The 14,594-nt window shown below is 32.8% G+C and carries 18 protein-coding genes; 13 read left to right on the forward strand and 5 right to left on the reverse strand.

The genetic code is table 11. From position 1 onward, the window contains the following. The first annotated feature begins 67 nt into the window (after window positions 1-67). Window positions 68-541: a pyridoxamine 5'-phosphate oxidase family protein gene (locus EYR00_RS09685; protein WP_003536622.1), complete on the forward strand. Its 474-nt coding sequence runs from the start codon at window positions 68-70 to the stop codon at window positions 539-541. Between the two features lie 133 nt (window positions 542-674). On the opposite strand, the gene EYR00_RS09690 is transcribed toward EYR00_RS09685, so the two are convergent. Then, window positions 675-1,499: an undecaprenyl-diphosphate phosphatase gene (locus tag EYR00_RS09690; RefSeq protein WP_008791445.1), complete on the reverse strand. Its 825-nt coding sequence runs from the start codon at window positions 1,497-1,499 to the stop codon at window positions 675-677. Window positions 1,500-1,612: 113 nt separating this feature from the next. Between EYR00_RS09690 and EYR00_RS09695 the strand changes: the two genes are divergently transcribed. Continuing rightward, on the forward strand, window positions 1,613-2,020 hold the full coding sequence (locus EYR00_RS09695; RefSeq protein ID WP_008791444.1) for an NUDIX hydrolase: 408 nt from the start codon (window positions 1,613-1,615) through the stop codon (window positions 2,018-2,020). Here the strand turns inward: EYR00_RS09695 and EYR00_RS09700 are convergent. Next, a complete protein-coding gene (locus tag EYR00_RS09700) occupies window positions 2,003-2,851 on the reverse strand; it encodes a YitT family protein (protein ID WP_003536617.1) in 849 nt (282 codons plus the stop codon). The two genes, EYR00_RS09695 and EYR00_RS09700, sit on opposite strands and share 18 nt — an antisense overlap. A gap of 85 nt (window positions 2,852-2,936) precedes the next feature. Between EYR00_RS09700 and EYR00_RS09705 the strand changes: the two genes are divergently transcribed. Then, window positions 2,937-3,548 carry a Crp/Fnr family transcriptional regulator gene (locus EYR00_RS09705; RefSeq protein ID WP_003536616.1) on the forward strand — a complete coding sequence of 204 codons (612 nt, stop codon included), beginning with the start codon at window positions 2,937-2,939 and terminating at the stop codon, window positions 3,546-3,548. On the opposite strand, the gene EYR00_RS09710 is transcribed toward EYR00_RS09705, so the two are convergent. From EYR00_RS09710 to EYR00_RS09720, 3 genes are all read right to left on the reverse strand, one after another. Next, window positions 3,533-4,069: a histidine phosphatase family protein gene (locus EYR00_RS09710; RefSeq protein ID WP_040434204.1), complete on the reverse strand. Its 537-nt coding sequence runs from the start codon at window positions 4,067-4,069 to the stop codon at window positions 3,533-3,535. The genes EYR00_RS09705 and EYR00_RS09710 overlap by 16 nt on opposite strands. A 177-nt stretch (window positions 4,070-4,246) precedes the next feature. Further along, window positions 4,247-5,464, reverse strand: coding sequence for an iron-containing alcohol dehydrogenase (locus tag EYR00_RS09715; protein WP_003536614.1), 1,218 nt, complete (start codon window positions 5,462-5,464; stop codon window positions 4,247-4,249). An 89-nt stretch (window positions 5,465-5,553) separates the two neighbouring features. Beyond that, window positions 5,554-6,483, reverse strand: a complete 930-nt coding sequence (locus EYR00_RS09720; protein ID WP_003536613.1) for a LysR family transcriptional regulator — start codon at window positions 6,481-6,483, stop codon at window positions 5,554-5,556. A gap of 197 nt (window positions 6,484-6,680) precedes the next feature. Between EYR00_RS09720 and EYR00_RS09725 the strand changes: the two genes are divergently transcribed. The 10 genes from EYR00_RS09725 to EYR00_RS09770 are packed head-to-tail and all read left to right on the forward strand — an operon-like array spanning window position 6,681 to window position 14,587. Next, window positions 6,681-7,172 carry an NADH-quinone oxidoreductase subunit NuoE family protein gene (locus EYR00_RS09725; RefSeq protein ID WP_008791440.1) on the forward strand — a complete coding sequence of 164 codons (492 nt, stop codon included), beginning with the start codon at window positions 6,681-6,683 and terminating at the stop codon, window positions 7,170-7,172. After that, entirely contained in the window at window positions 7,166-7,519 is a 354-nt protein-coding gene (locus EYR00_RS09730) for a hypothetical protein (protein WP_003536611.1), read from the forward strand. Before EYR00_RS09725 ends, EYR00_RS09730 begins: the two co-directional genes overlap by 7 nt. Further along, window positions 7,516-7,920: an ATP-binding protein gene (locus tag EYR00_RS09735; RefSeq protein WP_003536610.1), complete on the forward strand. Its 405-nt coding sequence runs from the start codon at window positions 7,516-7,518 to the stop codon at window positions 7,918-7,920. Before EYR00_RS09730 ends, EYR00_RS09735 begins: the two co-directional genes overlap by 4 nt. Beyond that, window positions 7,920-9,083 carry a [Fe-Fe] hydrogenase large subunit C-terminal domain-containing protein gene (locus tag EYR00_RS09740; RefSeq protein ID WP_003536609.1) on the forward strand — a complete coding sequence of 388 codons (1,164 nt, stop codon included), beginning with the start codon at window positions 7,920-7,922 and terminating at the stop codon, window positions 9,081-9,083. Before EYR00_RS09735 ends, EYR00_RS09740 begins: the two co-directional genes overlap by 1 nt. A 4-nt stretch (window positions 9,084-9,087) precedes the next feature. Further along, window positions 9,088-9,414, forward strand: coding sequence for a hypothetical protein (locus EYR00_RS09745; RefSeq protein ID WP_003536608.1), 327 nt, complete (start codon window positions 9,088-9,090; stop codon window positions 9,412-9,414). Window position 9,415: 1 nt separating this feature from the next. After that, window positions 9,416-10,120: a PHP domain-containing protein gene (locus EYR00_RS09750; protein WP_003536607.1), complete on the forward strand. Its 705-nt coding sequence runs from the start codon at window positions 9,416-9,418 to the stop codon at window positions 10,118-10,120. After that, window positions 10,120-10,653, forward strand: a complete 534-nt coding sequence (locus EYR00_RS09755) for an ATP-binding protein (RefSeq protein ID WP_008791439.1) — start codon at window positions 10,120-10,122, stop codon at window positions 10,651-10,653. The genes EYR00_RS09750 and EYR00_RS09755 overlap by 1 nt, the downstream gene beginning before the upstream one ends. After that, complete coding sequence (locus EYR00_RS09760; protein ID WP_003536605.1) at window positions 10,650-11,018, forward strand: (2Fe-2S) ferredoxin domain-containing protein; 369 nt, start codon at window positions 10,650-10,652, stop codon at window positions 11,016-11,018. Before EYR00_RS09755 ends, EYR00_RS09760 begins: the two co-directional genes overlap by 4 nt. Window positions 11,019-11,029: 11 nt before the next feature. After that, window positions 11,030-12,829 carry an NADH-quinone oxidoreductase subunit NuoF gene (locus EYR00_RS09765; RefSeq protein ID WP_003536604.1) on the forward strand — a complete coding sequence of 600 codons (1,800 nt, stop codon included), beginning with the start codon at window positions 11,030-11,032 and terminating at the stop codon, window positions 12,827-12,829. A gap of 9 nt (window positions 12,830-12,838) precedes the next feature. Continuing rightward, window positions 12,839-14,587 carry an NADH-dependent [FeFe] hydrogenase, group A6 gene (locus EYR00_RS09770; protein WP_003536603.1) on the forward strand — a complete coding sequence of 583 codons (1,749 nt, stop codon included), beginning with the start codon at window positions 12,839-12,841 and terminating at the stop codon, window positions 14,585-14,587. Window positions 14,588-14,594 lie beyond the last annotated feature (7 nt).

A 14,594-nucleotide genomic window follows, 5' to 3' on the forward strand; every position in this document is an offset into this window, starting at 1 on the left:
ATTCAATAAATATCATACTATAACATAAAATTAAACAGACAAATATGATTTTGATAAGGAGAATATTATGAGAAGAAAAGATAGAGAGATTACAGATTTTAATGAAATCATTAACATTATTAAAAAATGTGATGTTTGTAGAATTGCCTTAAATGATAAAGATTTTCCCTATATTGTTCCACTCAACTTTGGATTGGATATCCAGGGAAAAGAAGTATATTTATATTTTCATTGTGCCATGGAAGGAAAAAAATTAGACTTGATTGCGAAAGATAACCGTGTAACATTTGAAATGGATTGTGATCACAATTTTATTCTTTATGAAGAAAGAATGAGCTGCACAATGGGATATGAAAGTGTTATTGGTCATGGTGTTATTGAAACTGTTCCCGACGAGAATAAATATGAATCATTAAAGATTCTAATGCGACAATATCATGCCGAAGATTTTAAATTTAATACCGATATGATGAGGGTTACAACTGTATTAAAAATGACAGTAATAGACATGGTTGGAAAAAGAAGAAATAATATACATTAAAATAATAGAAAAATATAGAATTCAAAAAGTATAAGTTAAAATAGTAAACTTATACTCTTTTACTTTGCTTGATAATAAATTTTCACCTATAAAAAAACTGAAAAGTTGTAGCATAGCTACAATCCTTCAGCTTTTAAAATACCATAAAATATATTAAAACAATAATTCCTAAAATGATTCGATACCAGCCAAATGCTTTGAAATCATGTTTTTTAATATAGCTCATTAAAAATTTGATCGTTAACATACTGACCACAAAAGCTACTAGCATTCCAATCACTAATAATAACAATTCTGCTGTTGTAAAAGCAAAACCAAATTTAACTAATTTCAATAAACTGGCTCCAAACATTACTGGAATTGCTAAAAAGAAAGTGAATTCTGCTGCAACAGTTCGACTAACTCCAATCAATAAAGCCCCAACGATCGTTGCTCCTGAGCGTGATGTACCAGGAAATACCGCAGCAATCAATTGAAAGATTCCAATGATCAAGGCTGTATTATAAGTAATTTCACTTAATGAATTGATTTTTGTTTCTTTACCTTTGTTGTAATTTTCAATGAAAATAAACAGAACCCCAAAAACAATCAATGCAATTGCAACTGTCAAAGGATTGTAAAACAACTCATTTAATTGATCATCAAACAAAAGACCTACTACAGCTGCTGGAAGGCATGCAAAAATAATTTTAAACCACATTGAAAAAGTATCCTTCTTTATTCTCCATCTATTTTTATAATCAAAAGGTATCAACTTTTTCCAATAAAGTACAACTACTGCCAAAATTGCTCCTAGCTGAATTACAACTAGAAACATTTCTAAAAAATCAGCACTAACATTTAATTTAATAAATTCATCAACTAGAATCATATGTCCAGTACTACTAATTGGTAGCCATTCAGTAATACCTTCAACAATTCCTAAAATAATAACTTTAATTAATTCAATAATTTCCATACTCTCCTCCACCAATTATACTAGTGCATTATAGCACTATCTTAACTAAATTACATTAAATATATTCTTAAGATTTTATTAATATGATAGAATATACGCAGAGGAAAAATGAAATGAAAAGAAATGTAAACATAATTGTCGTATTTAATCAAAATAAATCAAAAGTATTAATGTGTAAAAGAAAAAAAGCTCCTTTTAAAGGACTCTATAATTTTGTCGGAGGAAAAATCGAGCCAAATGAAGATCATCTTCAGGCAGCATATCGTGAATTAGCCGAGGAAACTAATATATCTAAAACAGATATTGAACTGATCCATTTTATGGATTTTACCTATTACCTTGATGATACTCTTCTAGAAACATATATTGGTACCCTTTCAACCAATGTTGATATTCACGGTGAAGAAAATCAGTTAGCCTGGATCAAGCTAACTGATGATTTTAAAGATCTTAATCGTTTTGCAGGAAATGGTAATATTTACCATATTCTCAAAGAAATATCACTAATGATGCCGTTCTAATGTATATCCTCGGCCACTAACTTCATCAACCGTTGCTACTACCATAAATGCAACAGGATCAATTAATTTAATCTGTTCTTTGATTTTGGTTAATTTAACCGGTGGAATAATTGTTAATAAGGTTTTAGTGTCAGTCTCATTAAAACCTTTTTGACTATATAAAGAAGTTACCCCAGCATCCGCTTCTTCAATAATCATTTTTTTGATCATTTCATGGCAGTCGCTAATTACTACTAATTGAACCATCTTAGAACCTTTTGTTAAAGTTTTATTCAACATAAATGATGTTACAAAAACAAGAACAATACTGTATAAGATTTTAGTTGGATTACTGAAGGTTGCTTGCATACATAAGATAATAAAATCAAATACGTTAACCATAATGAATACTGGAATTCCTAATTTTCTATTCAAGATAATCGCAATAATATCCATACCTCCAGATGATGCATCTGAACGGATCATTAATCCTACCCCAATTCCAACTAAGCAGCCTGCTAAAACGACTGCTAATAAAGTATCTTGACAATAATTATGGAAAATTGCATTGGTATTGAAAAATTCTAGCAAAACAGGAAAAGCAAATGTTGATATAAGTGTAGATAAAGCAAATTTTTTACCAATAAAAAATAATCCTAATAAAAATAATAAAACATTAATGATTCCTACGATAAGTGAAATATTTATCCCAGTATAATGATTAGTAACGATTCCTAGACCAGTTACTCCTCCAGAAATTAATTGATTTTCTAAAACCAGAGTACTTACCGCAAAAGCTACAAAAACATTTCCTAATATAATAGTTCCGATTCTTAATAATTTTCCTTTCATATTATCACCTCGGGGTATAAGATAGCATAATTATTTACCAAAGAATGTAACATATGCTACAATTAAGAAAAAAGGTGGAAAAAATATGAAAATAGCAGAAAATCTCTTTAATTACTTTAAAAATACAGGTACATTGATCAAATATCAGCCCAACGATATTATCTATATGCAAGAAGATTCAAGCAACAATCTTTATTTGATTTTAAAAGGACGTGTTCGTGTTTATTTAATTTCAAAAGACGGACAAGAAATCACTTTAGATATCATCGATAAAGGAAGAATCTTTGGCGAATCTTCATTTTTATTAAACACTTCAAGACCAGTTTGTGTTAGTGCTATTGATGAAGTTGAATTGATCTCTTGTAATCTTGAAAATTTGTATCCTGCCATTTTAGAATCAAAAGAACTAACTATAGCAATCATGCAGCTCTTATCTTCAACTAATGATCATCTTACTAACCAAGTAAAAAAAGCATATTTTTATAACCGCCATGAAAAAATTGCTGCTTTTTTATTAGAACAAAAGAAAAAGACTATCTCATACACACATGAAGAAATAGCCTCTTTAACAGGACTTAATCGCGTTACTGTTACTAAAATTCTCAATGATTTTTATCAAAAGGGCTGGATCGACCTAGCCTATCGTAAAATCATTATTGTTGACCATGATGAGTTAAGCAATTATCTAGATAAATAATCATATTTAAGCAATTGGCAATTTTCCGTTTGATAATAAAAAATATCATCGTTGCTCATCTCATTAAAATACGTATTAATTGCCCGACAAACAGCACCATGACACACTAATAAAACATTACTTTTGGTTGCCTGTTCTTTGATTTCACCAAGAAATTCATAGACCCGCTTGCATAATTCAATAAACGATTCACCATTAGGATACCGTATTGCTAAATTATGTTTATTAGCAATAAAACCAGGATCATCACGATGTACCCCCTCATAGATACCAAAATTAATTTCACTGATTCTCGGTTCAATAATCACTTCTAAACCTTCTACATTAGCATAGTCAGCAGTATCAATAGCACGTTGTAACGGTGATACATATAAAAAATCATATTTAATTGATTTTAATTGTCGACCCAATTCTTTGGCTTGTTCAATTCCATCTGTTGTCAAAGCGGCTGGACTAATTCCGCAAACTAAATTATTAACATTATAATTTGTCTGTCCGTGTCTCGTTACATAAAGACTCATTTCATTCACCTGCTTTACTTTTATCACTGTACTCACAATGATTTTTTCTTAACTAACGGTTATTCTACTACAAATAAGTCTCTTTATTCAACTAATTATAGTATATTCTTTTGATAAAACAAAAGAAAAGACAAGGCCCTTGCTTCCTTGTCTAAATCGCTAAAAAGTTTTTATTTTTTAAAAATCTACTTCGCTGTCATAATAGCAAGCTTTTAACAACTCAACCATTTCTTCTTGAGTTGGAATTCTTGGATTAGAACCTGTACAAGCATCTTCAATTGCTAGTGCTGCAATATTATCAACTCGTGCCAAGAATACATCTTCGCTAACAAAACCAGTATCTGCCGGTAATCCATCAGCTCCATAATGATTGATTGAATGTGGAATATTTAATTCATCATTCATTTTGCGTAAGTATGCAATTAATAAAGCTACTTTTTCATCATCACTATTTCCACCTAAATGCATATAATCAGCAATTACACCATAACGTTTTTTAGCTGTTTCATCTTTTGCATTAAAGGCAATAACTTTTGGCAAGTACATTGCATTTGCTGCCCCGTGAATAATGTGACCACCTTGATCAACAAAAGCTGCACCAGTTTTATGTGCCATTGAATGCACGATTCCTAATAGCGCATTAGAGAATGCTTGTCCTGCTAAACATTGGGCATCATGCATATCGTCACGAGCACCCATATCCCCATTGTATGATTTAACTAAATTAGCTTGAATCATTTCAATGGCATGAATCGCTAATGGATCAGTGTAATTACAATTCGCAGTTGAAACATATGCCTCAATCGCATGCGTCATCGCATCCATACCGGTATGCGCAACTAGCTTAAGTGGCATTGTTTCAGCTAAATCAGGATCAACAATTGCTACATCTGGTGTAATTTCAAAATCAGCAATTGGATATTTAATTCCTTTTTCATAATCTGTAATGATTGAGAATGCTGTTACTTCTGTAGCAGTTCCACTAGTTGATGGAATTGCACAAAAATGTGCTTTTTTTCTTAGTTTAGGAATACCAAAAACTTTACACATTTCTTCAAATGTAATTTCCGGATATTCATACTTAATCCACATTGCTTTAGCAGCATCGATTGGTGAACCACCACCCATAGCTACGATCCAATCAGGTTGGAACTCTTCCATGACTGCAGCACCTTTCATCACTGTTTCCACAGATGGATCAGGTTCAATCCCTTCAAATAGTTTTACTTGCATTCCAGCTTCTTCTAAATAAGCGATAGCACGATCAAGAAAACCATTTCTTTTCATACTTCCGCCACCGACACAAATAATCGCTTTTTTTCCTTCTAAAGATTTTAAAGCTTCTAACGAACCTTTTCCGTGATACAAATCTCTAGGTAATGTAAATCTTTGCATCAGACCACCTCCATAAATAAATTATAGCGCTTACATATTTAGTTATGAAGAGACAAAAAAGGAATAGCCCTATCCCTTTTTATGTATACCTAGATATTAATTTCTTTAATACTACACTTGATTGCTCTAATAAAGCCCTCATCTTCTTTCGACAAACGATATCCTTTTCTCGTAATCAACAGATCTTGATAACTCATTTTATTTTCTTGACACTCCTTAGTAACTAAATTAAAACGTCTTAAAACTTCTTGAGGAATCGGTGACACCCACATAAAAGTATGAGGTAGATGATTTAATAACTCAAATTGACTAGCCCGTTCATATACCGAAATTTCTTTTTTACTATGACGTGTTTCATCATTACGATTGGTTGCTACGATCGGTAATGATGGTAAAGCTGTATCCCCATGTGTAATTTCTATTTGGGTTTCTAGATCAGATAGATAAATAATCTCTTTAAATGATAACGGATTTTCATTTGAAAATAATAATTGATAATTAAATTGATATAGTTTTTCAAAATTTAGTTCCTTTGTTTCTAATAAATGGAGAAAATAACTCTCTTCATCAATAGGAAAGCGAATTATTCCAATATTTGCTTCTCCTTCATAAACATCCTTGATTGTATCAAAAGAATTCGTTTCGCGATAATTAACCTTAATATTTTTATCATGAAAATTAATCATCGATAAATAATTAGTAAACGCATTAGCGACATAACTAGCCCGCGGTACACATATATCTAAATGAACAGACTTATCATCATATCCTTGATACATGGCTTCCATCTCTTCTACCTGCATAATGATACTTTTAGCTCGTTCAATAAATTCAGCACCTTTTTTTGTTGGAATAACTCCTTTTGAAGTTCGTTCAAAAATAATTATCTGCATATTTTCTTCCAGATCTTTAATTGTTTTACTTAAATGCGGCTGATTCATATATAAATTGCTGGCAGCTTTACTAATTGAGCCGGCTTTTGCAACTTCAATCACGTATTTTAAATGTAATAGATTCATCCCAATATCTCCTTAGTGATTATTTTAACATAGAAAAGATAAATTGTGTTTATATTCTAGCATATTTATCAAATATATATTTTTTTATCTATCGCTATAACTTACAAATATATGGTACTTTTGACTTAATTGTATTTAAAGCGCTTTCAACTTATGTTATAATTAAATCAAATGATAAAAAAGAAAGAGGTGTAAAAATGAAAAAGTTGAAACAAGAATATTTGGATAAAATTGACGAAATCGTTGCTAAGCACAAAGATGAAAAAGGTCCAATGAAACTTATGCTTCACGAGATTCAAAACGAATTAGGCTATATTCCTTTTGAAGCAATGGAAAAAATTTCTGAAACAATTGGTGTTCCAGTATCTAAAGTATACGGTGTAGTCACTTTCTATTCTCAATTTACAACTGAACCTAAAGGTAAACATGTTATCGCCGTATGTTTAGGAACAGCTTGTTATGTCAATGGTTCCCAAACTATTCTAGACTTACTTTGTGAAATGACGGGATGCGAAGTAAATTCTACTAGTCCTGATGGACTATTTTCAATTGATGCAACACGCTGCGTTGGTGCCTGTGGTCTTGCGCCAGTTGTCAGTGTTGACGGAATTGTTTTTGGATGTACTAAACAATTAGAAGATTTAAAAATGCTTGTCTTAGATTATTTGAAAGAAGAAGCCCCATGTTAGTTAAAGAGATTGTCGATATACTAAAAGCGAAGGAAATATATATTGATGATCAAGCAATCTATCAAAAAGACTATAAAAAGGGCTTCTCTTCTGATTTAATGTCAGATGCTCTAGCATTATTGAAAAACGAAACCGAAGAAGTATTATTTATTACTGGTCTAGCCAACGTACAATCTTTAAGGACAGCAGAAGTTTTAGATATTGATACAATTTTATTTGTTAGAGGAAAGCCACTAGACATGACAATTGTTGATATGGCTAAAAATCTTCATATTAATCTCTTCCAAACTGATGAAACAATGTTTGAAGCTTGCGGCAAGCTATACGAGGCAGGAATGCGACGATGATTAAAACTTATCAAGTAGAAAAAGATAATTATCAAGATGCCGGGAAAGCATCAAGTGATATCAAAAGGACTCTAAAAGCCCTAGGAATTGACCGAAAAATTCTAAAAGCAGTAGCGATTGCTTGCTATGAAGCTGAGATCAATATTGCAATTCATTCCGATGGAGGAACAGTTACTTTTGAAATTGATGATGACGGTATTGTTCATTTAGCTTTTGATGACATTGGTCCTGGGATTGAAGATTTAAACCTTGCTCAAACACCCGGTTATTCAACGGCCTCACCCAAAGCACGGGAATTAGGTTTTGGTGCCGGAATGGGTCTTTACAACATGAAAAGTGTGGCTTCTACCTTTGAAATTACTTCTTCAAATGAGGGAACCCACATCAAGATGACATTTTAATGAAGCAAGTTATTAGTTATTTAGGCAGTGGTTGTAAAAACTGCATTAAATGTGTTAAATCATGTCCTATGGATGCCATTTCAATTGTCAATGAACAAGTAATTATCGATGAAGATAAGTGTATTAATTGCGACATTTGTATTCAGGCATGTGACCAGAAAGTATTAAGAATTAAAAATATCGATCTTGAAAGCACCTTAAAAAAACATGATTACAATATTGCATTGATTCCTACTGCAATCTTATCTGATTTAAAAACATATGATGAGATAAAAAATATTGCTCATGCAATCAAGGAGTTTGGATTTGATGAAGTAGTTCAATATAGTGATATTGAAGGACTTTTATATAAACAGGGTTTAAAAGATAGTAAAAATGGTGAAGAAGTAATGTTAACATCATTTTGCCCGACAATTAATAAACTGATTATTAATGATTACCCTACTTTGATCGATCATTTACTACCATATGATTATCCTGTTGAGATTGCTGCTAAAAAATTACGGCAAAAATACGCACAGAAAGATATTGCTATCTATTCTTTATGTGAGTGTGTTGGAAAATTAACACTTGCTAAACAACCTTTTGGTAATGAAGATTCAAATATCGATTATGCCTTAAGTGTTTCACAAATGTTTCCACGGATAAATCAATTTAAAAATGATTCACAAGAAGAACTTGAAATCAATGAATATGGAGTAAAAAGTATTGTTGGTGATCTTTATGGAGATAAAAGACTTTCAGCAATCAGTGTTGAAGGATTATCACAAATTAGAAAAGCCTTGGATTTAATTGAATTTGATCAACTAAAACATGTAGATTTAATGGCATTATTTGCTTGTTTCCAAGGATGTATCGGCGGCTATTATTTATGGTCTAATCCTTTTGAAGGCTGCTTTAATATTGAAAGCATGATCGATGATTGTAATGGTAATTTAGCTTCGTTAGATAAAAAAGATTATATCAAAGCACATGAAATAACAAGTGGTAATGAAAAGAATTTCAAAGAACGCTTAGCTTGGTTTAATAAAGTAAATGCTATTTTAGAAACTTTACCTCAATATGATTGTGGCAGCTGTGGATTCGCAAATTGTCGCGGTCTAGCTTCACGAATTGCTAGTGGTGAGGTTGATGATTCATTATGTCGAGTAAAAAGAAGGTGATGGTATGAATATCAAAGAAATACTTCAACTAGAAATCAAACAAATAAACAAAGCACCTTTGACTAATATTGTTGAAAATGTATATATTGGAGATTTGTTAAGTTTTGTTATGGCAAATGGTAAGGAAGGTGCTTTATGGTTGACTGTCCAAAAACATTTAAATGTTGTAGCAGTAGCTGAATTAAATGATTTTGCTGGAATTATCTTTGTCCAAAATAGTTTTCCGGATGGAGATACCATCGCTAAAGCTGACGAATTAGAAATTCCGTTATTTATTAGTCAGCTTGATGCTTATCATCTTTGTAAACAATTAATTTCTTTAGGTCTTTAAAATGTATTACGATCTGCATATTCATTCAGCTCTCTCTCCTTGTGGCGATGATACTATGACAATCAATAACATTTTTAATATGTCTTATATTAAAGGTCTGGAATTAATTGCAATTACTGATCATAATTCTTTAAAACAACAAAACTACTTAGAAGAAATCATCAATCATGAAATCTTAAAAGGCAAGATTGATTATATCCATGGTGTTGAATTACAGAGTAAAGAAGAGATTCATATTCTCGCCTACTTTTTAAAAGACACCGATTTAAAACCGATTCAAGCATGGATCGACAGTTATTTAATAAAAGTTCCAAATAATCCCGATTATTATGGCAATCAATATATCTTTAATGTCAATGATGAAATTATCGATCATGAAGACAATTTATTGATCAGTTCCCTTGATCTAGATATATATCAAATCATTGAGACAATCCATTCTTTTAATGGAATAGCTGTTTTAGCTCATGTATTAGCTAAAAAATTTGGAATCTATGAGATATATCAAGGAATTCCCGATGATTTAGCTTATGATGGTATTGAAGTTGGTAATTTAAGGGAATTAAAAGAACTAAAAAAAAGATGCCCTTCTGTGCGTTGTGAACATGTCTTTTATAACAGCGATGCTCATAATTTAGAAGCTATCAATGAACCAGTCAATCAAATTAATAAAGATGATTTTTATCAACTGTGGAGGAAAATATAATGCAGGAAATCGCAATGAATATTCTCGATATTGCTTATAACTCAATAAAAGCTCAGGCTAATTTGATCAAGATCATTATTCACGATAGCAGTAAATTAAATATTATTAATATCCAAATTATTGATAATGGCATTGGGATGGACAAAACAACTGTAAAAAATGTTATTGATCCATTCTATACAACAAGAACCACTAGAAAAGTCGGTCTTGGAGTCCCAATGTTTAAGGAAAACATTGAAGCTACTGGAGGAACCTTTAAAATCGAATCCGAAGTTGGAAAAGGTACTCATGTAACTGGTGAATTTATTAAAAATCATTTGGATACGCCACCAATGGGAAATATTGTTGAAACAATTATTACTTTGATTCAAGCTGATGAAAAAATTAATTATTTATTTAAATATACAAGTGATAAATTAGAATTTATTTTAGACACTCAAGAAATTAAAAAAATTCTTGAGGGTGTTCCAATTAATCAACCAGAGATAATTGTCTGGTTAAAAGAATATATAAAGGAGGGATTGCAACTATGAAATCCTTAGAAGATTTAAAAAAACTTCGTGATGCTGCTCAAAGCAACATGTCAATGCGAACAGATGAACAACAAAAATATCGGGTTGTCGTAGGAATGGCAACTTGCGGGATTGCAGCAGGAGCGCGTCCTGTTTTAAACACTTTAGTAGAAACTGTTGCCCAAGAAAAATTACCTGCAACAGTATTACAAACTGGATGTATTGGAATGTGCACTCTAGAACCAATCGTAGAAGTGTTTGATCGCGATGACAATAAAACAACATATGTATTAGTAAACCCTGCTAAAGCTAAAGAAATTGCTGAAAAACACTTAAAACATGATGAAATAATCGACGAGTATACTGTCGGACATTATAAGAAATAGGAGGTTGTAAGATGCCAACAAAAAGAACCCAAGTGTTAGTTTGTGCTGGAACTGGTTGTACAATCGGTAATTCAGGTGAGCTAATCACGGAATTCGAAAAAGAAATCAAAGCTCTTGGGCTTGAAAAAGAAGTTGAAGTTTTAAGAACTGGTTGTTTAGGATTATGTGGAGTTGGTCCAAATATTTCTATCTATCCAGATAATATCATTTATAAAACTGTTCAGGTTTCTGATGTTAAAGAAATCGTTATGGAACACTTCTATAAAGGTCGTCCAGTTCATCGTTTAATGTTAAATGAATCTGATGAAGAAACAAAAGAGATTCATGATATAAATGATACTAAATTCTATAATAAACAAAAAAGAATCGCCCTTCATAATTGTGGTGTAATTGACCCAGAAAACATTAATGAATATATCGGGAAAGATGGCTACTTTGCCTTAGCTAAAGTAGTTAGCGAAATGACTCCACAAGAAGTCGTAGATGTAATTAAAGCTAGTGGATTACGCGGCCGTGGAGGTGGTGGATTCCCTGCTGGAGTTAAATGGCAATTTGCTTTAAATGAACCCGGTAAAGAAAAATATGTTATTTGTAACGCTGATGAAGGTGATCCTGGAGCATTTATGGATCGTTCAATTCTTGAGGGAAATCCCCACAGTGTTATTGAAGCAATGGCTATTGCCGCTTATGCAATTGGTGCTAACCATGGATATATTTATATTCGAGCTGAATATCCTATTGCCGTAGAACGTTTAAATACAGCTTTAGAGCAAGCACGTGAGCTAGGACTAATCGGTAAAAATATTTTTGAGAGTGGTTTTGATTTTGATTTAGAACTACGTTTAGGAGCTGGAGCCTTCGTTTGTGGTGAAGAAACAGCTTTGATTCAATCAATTGAAGGTGAACGGGGAATGCCTAATCCGAAACCACCATTTCCTGCCCATAAAGGGGTCTGGGGAAAACCAACTATTATTAACAACGTTGAAACATATGCCAATATTGCTCAAATTATTCAACATGGTGCTGAATGGTTTAGGAGCATTGGTACTGAAACATCACCTGGTACAAAAGTATTTGCCCTTGGAGGAAAAATTGTTAATACTGGATTAGTTGAAGTTCCAATGGGAACTACTTTACGTGAAGTAATTTATGAAATTGGTGGTGGCTGCCCAAATCACAAACGCTTTAAAGCAGTTCAAACAGGTGGTCCATCAGGTGGCTGTTTGACTGAAGAACAACTAGATACACCAATTGGTTTTGATGAATTAGTAAAACTTGGCTCAATGATGGGATCAGGTGGAATGATCGTTCTCGACGAAGACAACTGTATGGTCGATGTAGCCCGCTTCTATATGGATTTTATTGTTGATGAATCATGTGGTAAATGCACTCCTTGCCGTGTAGGAACCAAACGAATGCTAGAATTGCTTGAACAAATTTGTGACGGTAAAGGAACAATGGAAACTTTAGATGAACTTGAATTACTAGCTTCAACAATTCAAGATACTGCTCTATGCGGCTTAGGTCAAACTGCTCCTAACCCTGTACTTTCTACGATCCATCAATTTAGAGACGAATATATTGCACATATCGTTGATAAAAAATGTCCTGCTGGGGTATGTAAAGAATTATTACAATATGAAATCGATGAAGATAAATGTCGTAAGTGTGGTCTTTGTGCTAAACAATGTCCAGTTGGAGCAATCAGTGGTGAACTTGGAAAAGTTCCATATGTTATCGATCAAGAAAAATGTATTAAATGTGGTCAATGTATTAAAGCATGCCACTTTAATGTAATTGAAAGAAAGTAGGTGTAAGGAATGTCGAAAATAAAAATGACTATCAACAACCGTGAGGTAGAGGCATATGAAGGCCAAACAGTCTTGGAAGCAGCCAAAAATAACGGAATCCATATCCCTACTTTATGTTATTTAAAAGATGTTACAGGAACAGGTGCTTGCCGTGTTTGCCAAGTTGAAATCGAAGGTGCAAAAACATTATGCGCTGCCTGTGTTTATCCTGTTAGAGAAGGACTAGTAGTTAAAACTAATTCTCAACGAGCTTTAGATGCAAGACGTCGAGTCGTAGAATTAATTGTTTCTAACCACTCTAAAGATTGTCTATCTTGTATCCGTAATACAAACTGCGAATTACAACGACTTTGTCAAGAATTAGGAGTCCGCGAAGATGCTTTTGCTGGCGAAAAAACAGCTCCTACCTTTGATGAAGTTTCGCCTGGAATCGTTCGTAATACTTCAAAGTGTGTCCTTTGCGGCCGCTGCGTTGAAACATGTGCTAAAACCCAAGGTTTAGGAATCCTAGGCTTTATGAATCGTGGTTTCAAAACTAAAGTTGGTCCAGTTTATGATAAGAGTATGAATGATGTCAACTGTATGCAATGTGGACAATGTATCAATGTTTGTCCAGTTGGAGCGTTACAAGAAAAAGAAGAAGTCCATAATGTTATTGCGGCTTTAAATGACGACAGTAAACATGTTGTAGTGCAAACTGCACCAGCAGTTAGAGCCAGTTTAGGCGAAGAATTTGGAATGCCAATAGGAACTAGAGTAACTGGTAAAATGGTCCATGCCTTAAAATTAATGGGCTTTGATAGAGTATATGACACAAATTTTGGTGCAGATTTGACCATAATGGAAGAAGGATACGAGTTTATCCATCGTATCAGCAATGATGGAGTTTTACCAATGATTACATCTTGTAGTCCTGGATGGGTAAACTATATTGAACACGAATATCCTGAATTATTAGATCATTTATCAAGTTGTAAATCACCACATATGATGCTAGGTTCAATGATTAAATCTTATTATGCAAAAGAAAATAACCTTGATCCAAAAGATATCTATGTTGTTTCTATTATGCCTTGTGTTGCTAAAAAAGGTGAAAAAGAACGTGAAGAAAACTTAACTGATGGTTTAAAAGATGTTGATGCGGTATTAACAACTAGAGAGTTAGGTAAATTAATTAAAATGTTTGGGATTAATTTCCGTGATTTAAAAGACGAAGATTTTGATCAAGACATGTTCGGTGAATACACAGGTGCCGGAGTTATCTTTGGTGCCAGTGGTGGTGTAATGGAAGCTGCCTTAAGAACTGTAACTGATGTTTTAACAAAAGAAGACTTAACTAATTTAGACTATCATGCAGTTCGTGGTGAAGAAGGAGTCAAAGAAGCTAGTTTAAAAATTGGTGATATGACAGTAAATGTTGCAGTTGCCCATAGTATGGTTCTAGCTAAACCTTTACTCGAAGAAATTAAAAACGGTACATCTAAATATCATTTCATTGAAATCATGGGATGTCCTGGCGGATGTGTTAACGGTGGTGGTCAATCATATGTTAATGCTTTAACTCGTAATAGCGGTTTTGACTGGAAACAAGCTCGTGCTAAAGCGTTGTATGATGAAGACTTAGCATTACCTGTTAGAAAATCCCATAAGAATTCACAAATTCAAAAATTATATGCTGATTTCTTAGGTGAACCAAACAGCGAAAAAGCACATCATTTATTACACACACATTATACAAGAAAAGAACGGTTTAAATAATTATCGT

It is taken from the genome of Thomasclavelia ramosa DSM 1402 (assembly GCF_014131695.1).
Taxonomy (GTDB): domain Bacteria; phylum Bacillota_I; class Bacilli_A; order Erysipelotrichales; family Coprobacillaceae; genus Thomasclavelia; species Thomasclavelia ramosa.

Excerpts from the sequence above, each read along its gene's own strand:
- EYR00_RS09725 (WP_008791440.1), top strand. The coding sequence starts at position 6,681 with ATGAAAAAGTTGAAACAAGAATATTTGGATAAAATTGACGAAATCGTT.
- EYR00_RS09740 (WP_003536609.1), top strand. The coding sequence starts at position 7,920 with ATGAAGCAAGTTATTAGTTATTTAGGCAGTGGTTGTAAAAACTGCATT.
- EYR00_RS09750 (WP_003536607.1), top strand. The coding sequence starts at position 9,416 with ATGTATTACGATCTGCATATTCATTCAGCTCTCTCTCCTTGTGGCGAT.
- EYR00_RS09755 (WP_008791439.1), top strand. The coding sequence starts at position 10,120 with ATGCAGGAAATCGCAATGAATATTCTCGATATTGCTTATAACTCAATA.
- EYR00_RS09720 (WP_003536613.1), bottom strand. The coding sequence starts at position 6,483 with ATGAATCTATTACATTTAAAATACGTGATTGAAGTTGCAAAAGCCGGC.
- EYR00_RS09745 (WP_003536608.1), top strand. The coding sequence starts at position 9,088 with ATGAATATCAAAGAAATACTTCAACTAGAAATCAAACAAATAAACAAA.
- EYR00_RS09760 (WP_003536605.1), top strand. The coding sequence starts at position 10,650 with ATGAAATCCTTAGAAGATTTAAAAAAACTTCGTGATGCTGCTCAAAGC.
- EYR00_RS09685 (WP_003536622.1), top strand. The coding sequence starts at position 68 with ATGAGAAGAAAAGATAGAGAGATTACAGATTTTAATGAAATCATTAAC.
- EYR00_RS09770 (WP_003536603.1), top strand. The coding sequence starts at position 12,839 with ATGTCGAAAATAAAAATGACTATCAACAACCGTGAGGTAGAGGCATAT.
- EYR00_RS09765 (WP_003536604.1), top strand. The coding sequence starts at position 11,030 with ATGCCAACAAAAAGAACCCAAGTGTTAGTTTGTGCTGGAACTGGTTGT.
- EYR00_RS09710 (WP_040434204.1), bottom strand. The coding sequence starts at position 4,069 with ATGAGTCTTTATGTAACGAGACACGGACAGACAAATTATAATGTTAAT.
- EYR00_RS09700 (WP_003536617.1), bottom strand. The coding sequence starts at position 2,851 with ATGAAAGGAAAATTATTAAGAATCGGAACTATTATATTAGGAAATGTT.
- EYR00_RS09735 (WP_003536610.1), top strand. The coding sequence starts at position 7,516 with ATGATTAAAACTTATCAAGTAGAAAAAGATAATTATCAAGATGCCGGG.
- EYR00_RS09695 (WP_008791444.1), top strand. The coding sequence starts at position 1,613 with ATGAAAAGAAATGTAAACATAATTGTCGTATTTAATCAAAATAAATCA.
- EYR00_RS09705 (WP_003536616.1), top strand. The coding sequence starts at position 2,937 with ATGAAAATAGCAGAAAATCTCTTTAATTACTTTAAAAATACAGGTACA.
- EYR00_RS09690 (WP_008791445.1), bottom strand. The coding sequence starts at position 1,499 with ATGGAAATTATTGAATTAATTAAAGTTATTATTTTAGGAATTGTTGAA.
- EYR00_RS09730 (WP_003536611.1), top strand. The coding sequence starts at position 7,166 with ATGTTAGTTAAAGAGATTGTCGATATACTAAAAGCGAAGGAAATATAT.
- EYR00_RS09715 (WP_003536614.1), bottom strand. The coding sequence starts at position 5,464 with ATGCAAAGATTTACATTACCTAGAGATTTGTATCACGGAAAAGGTTCG.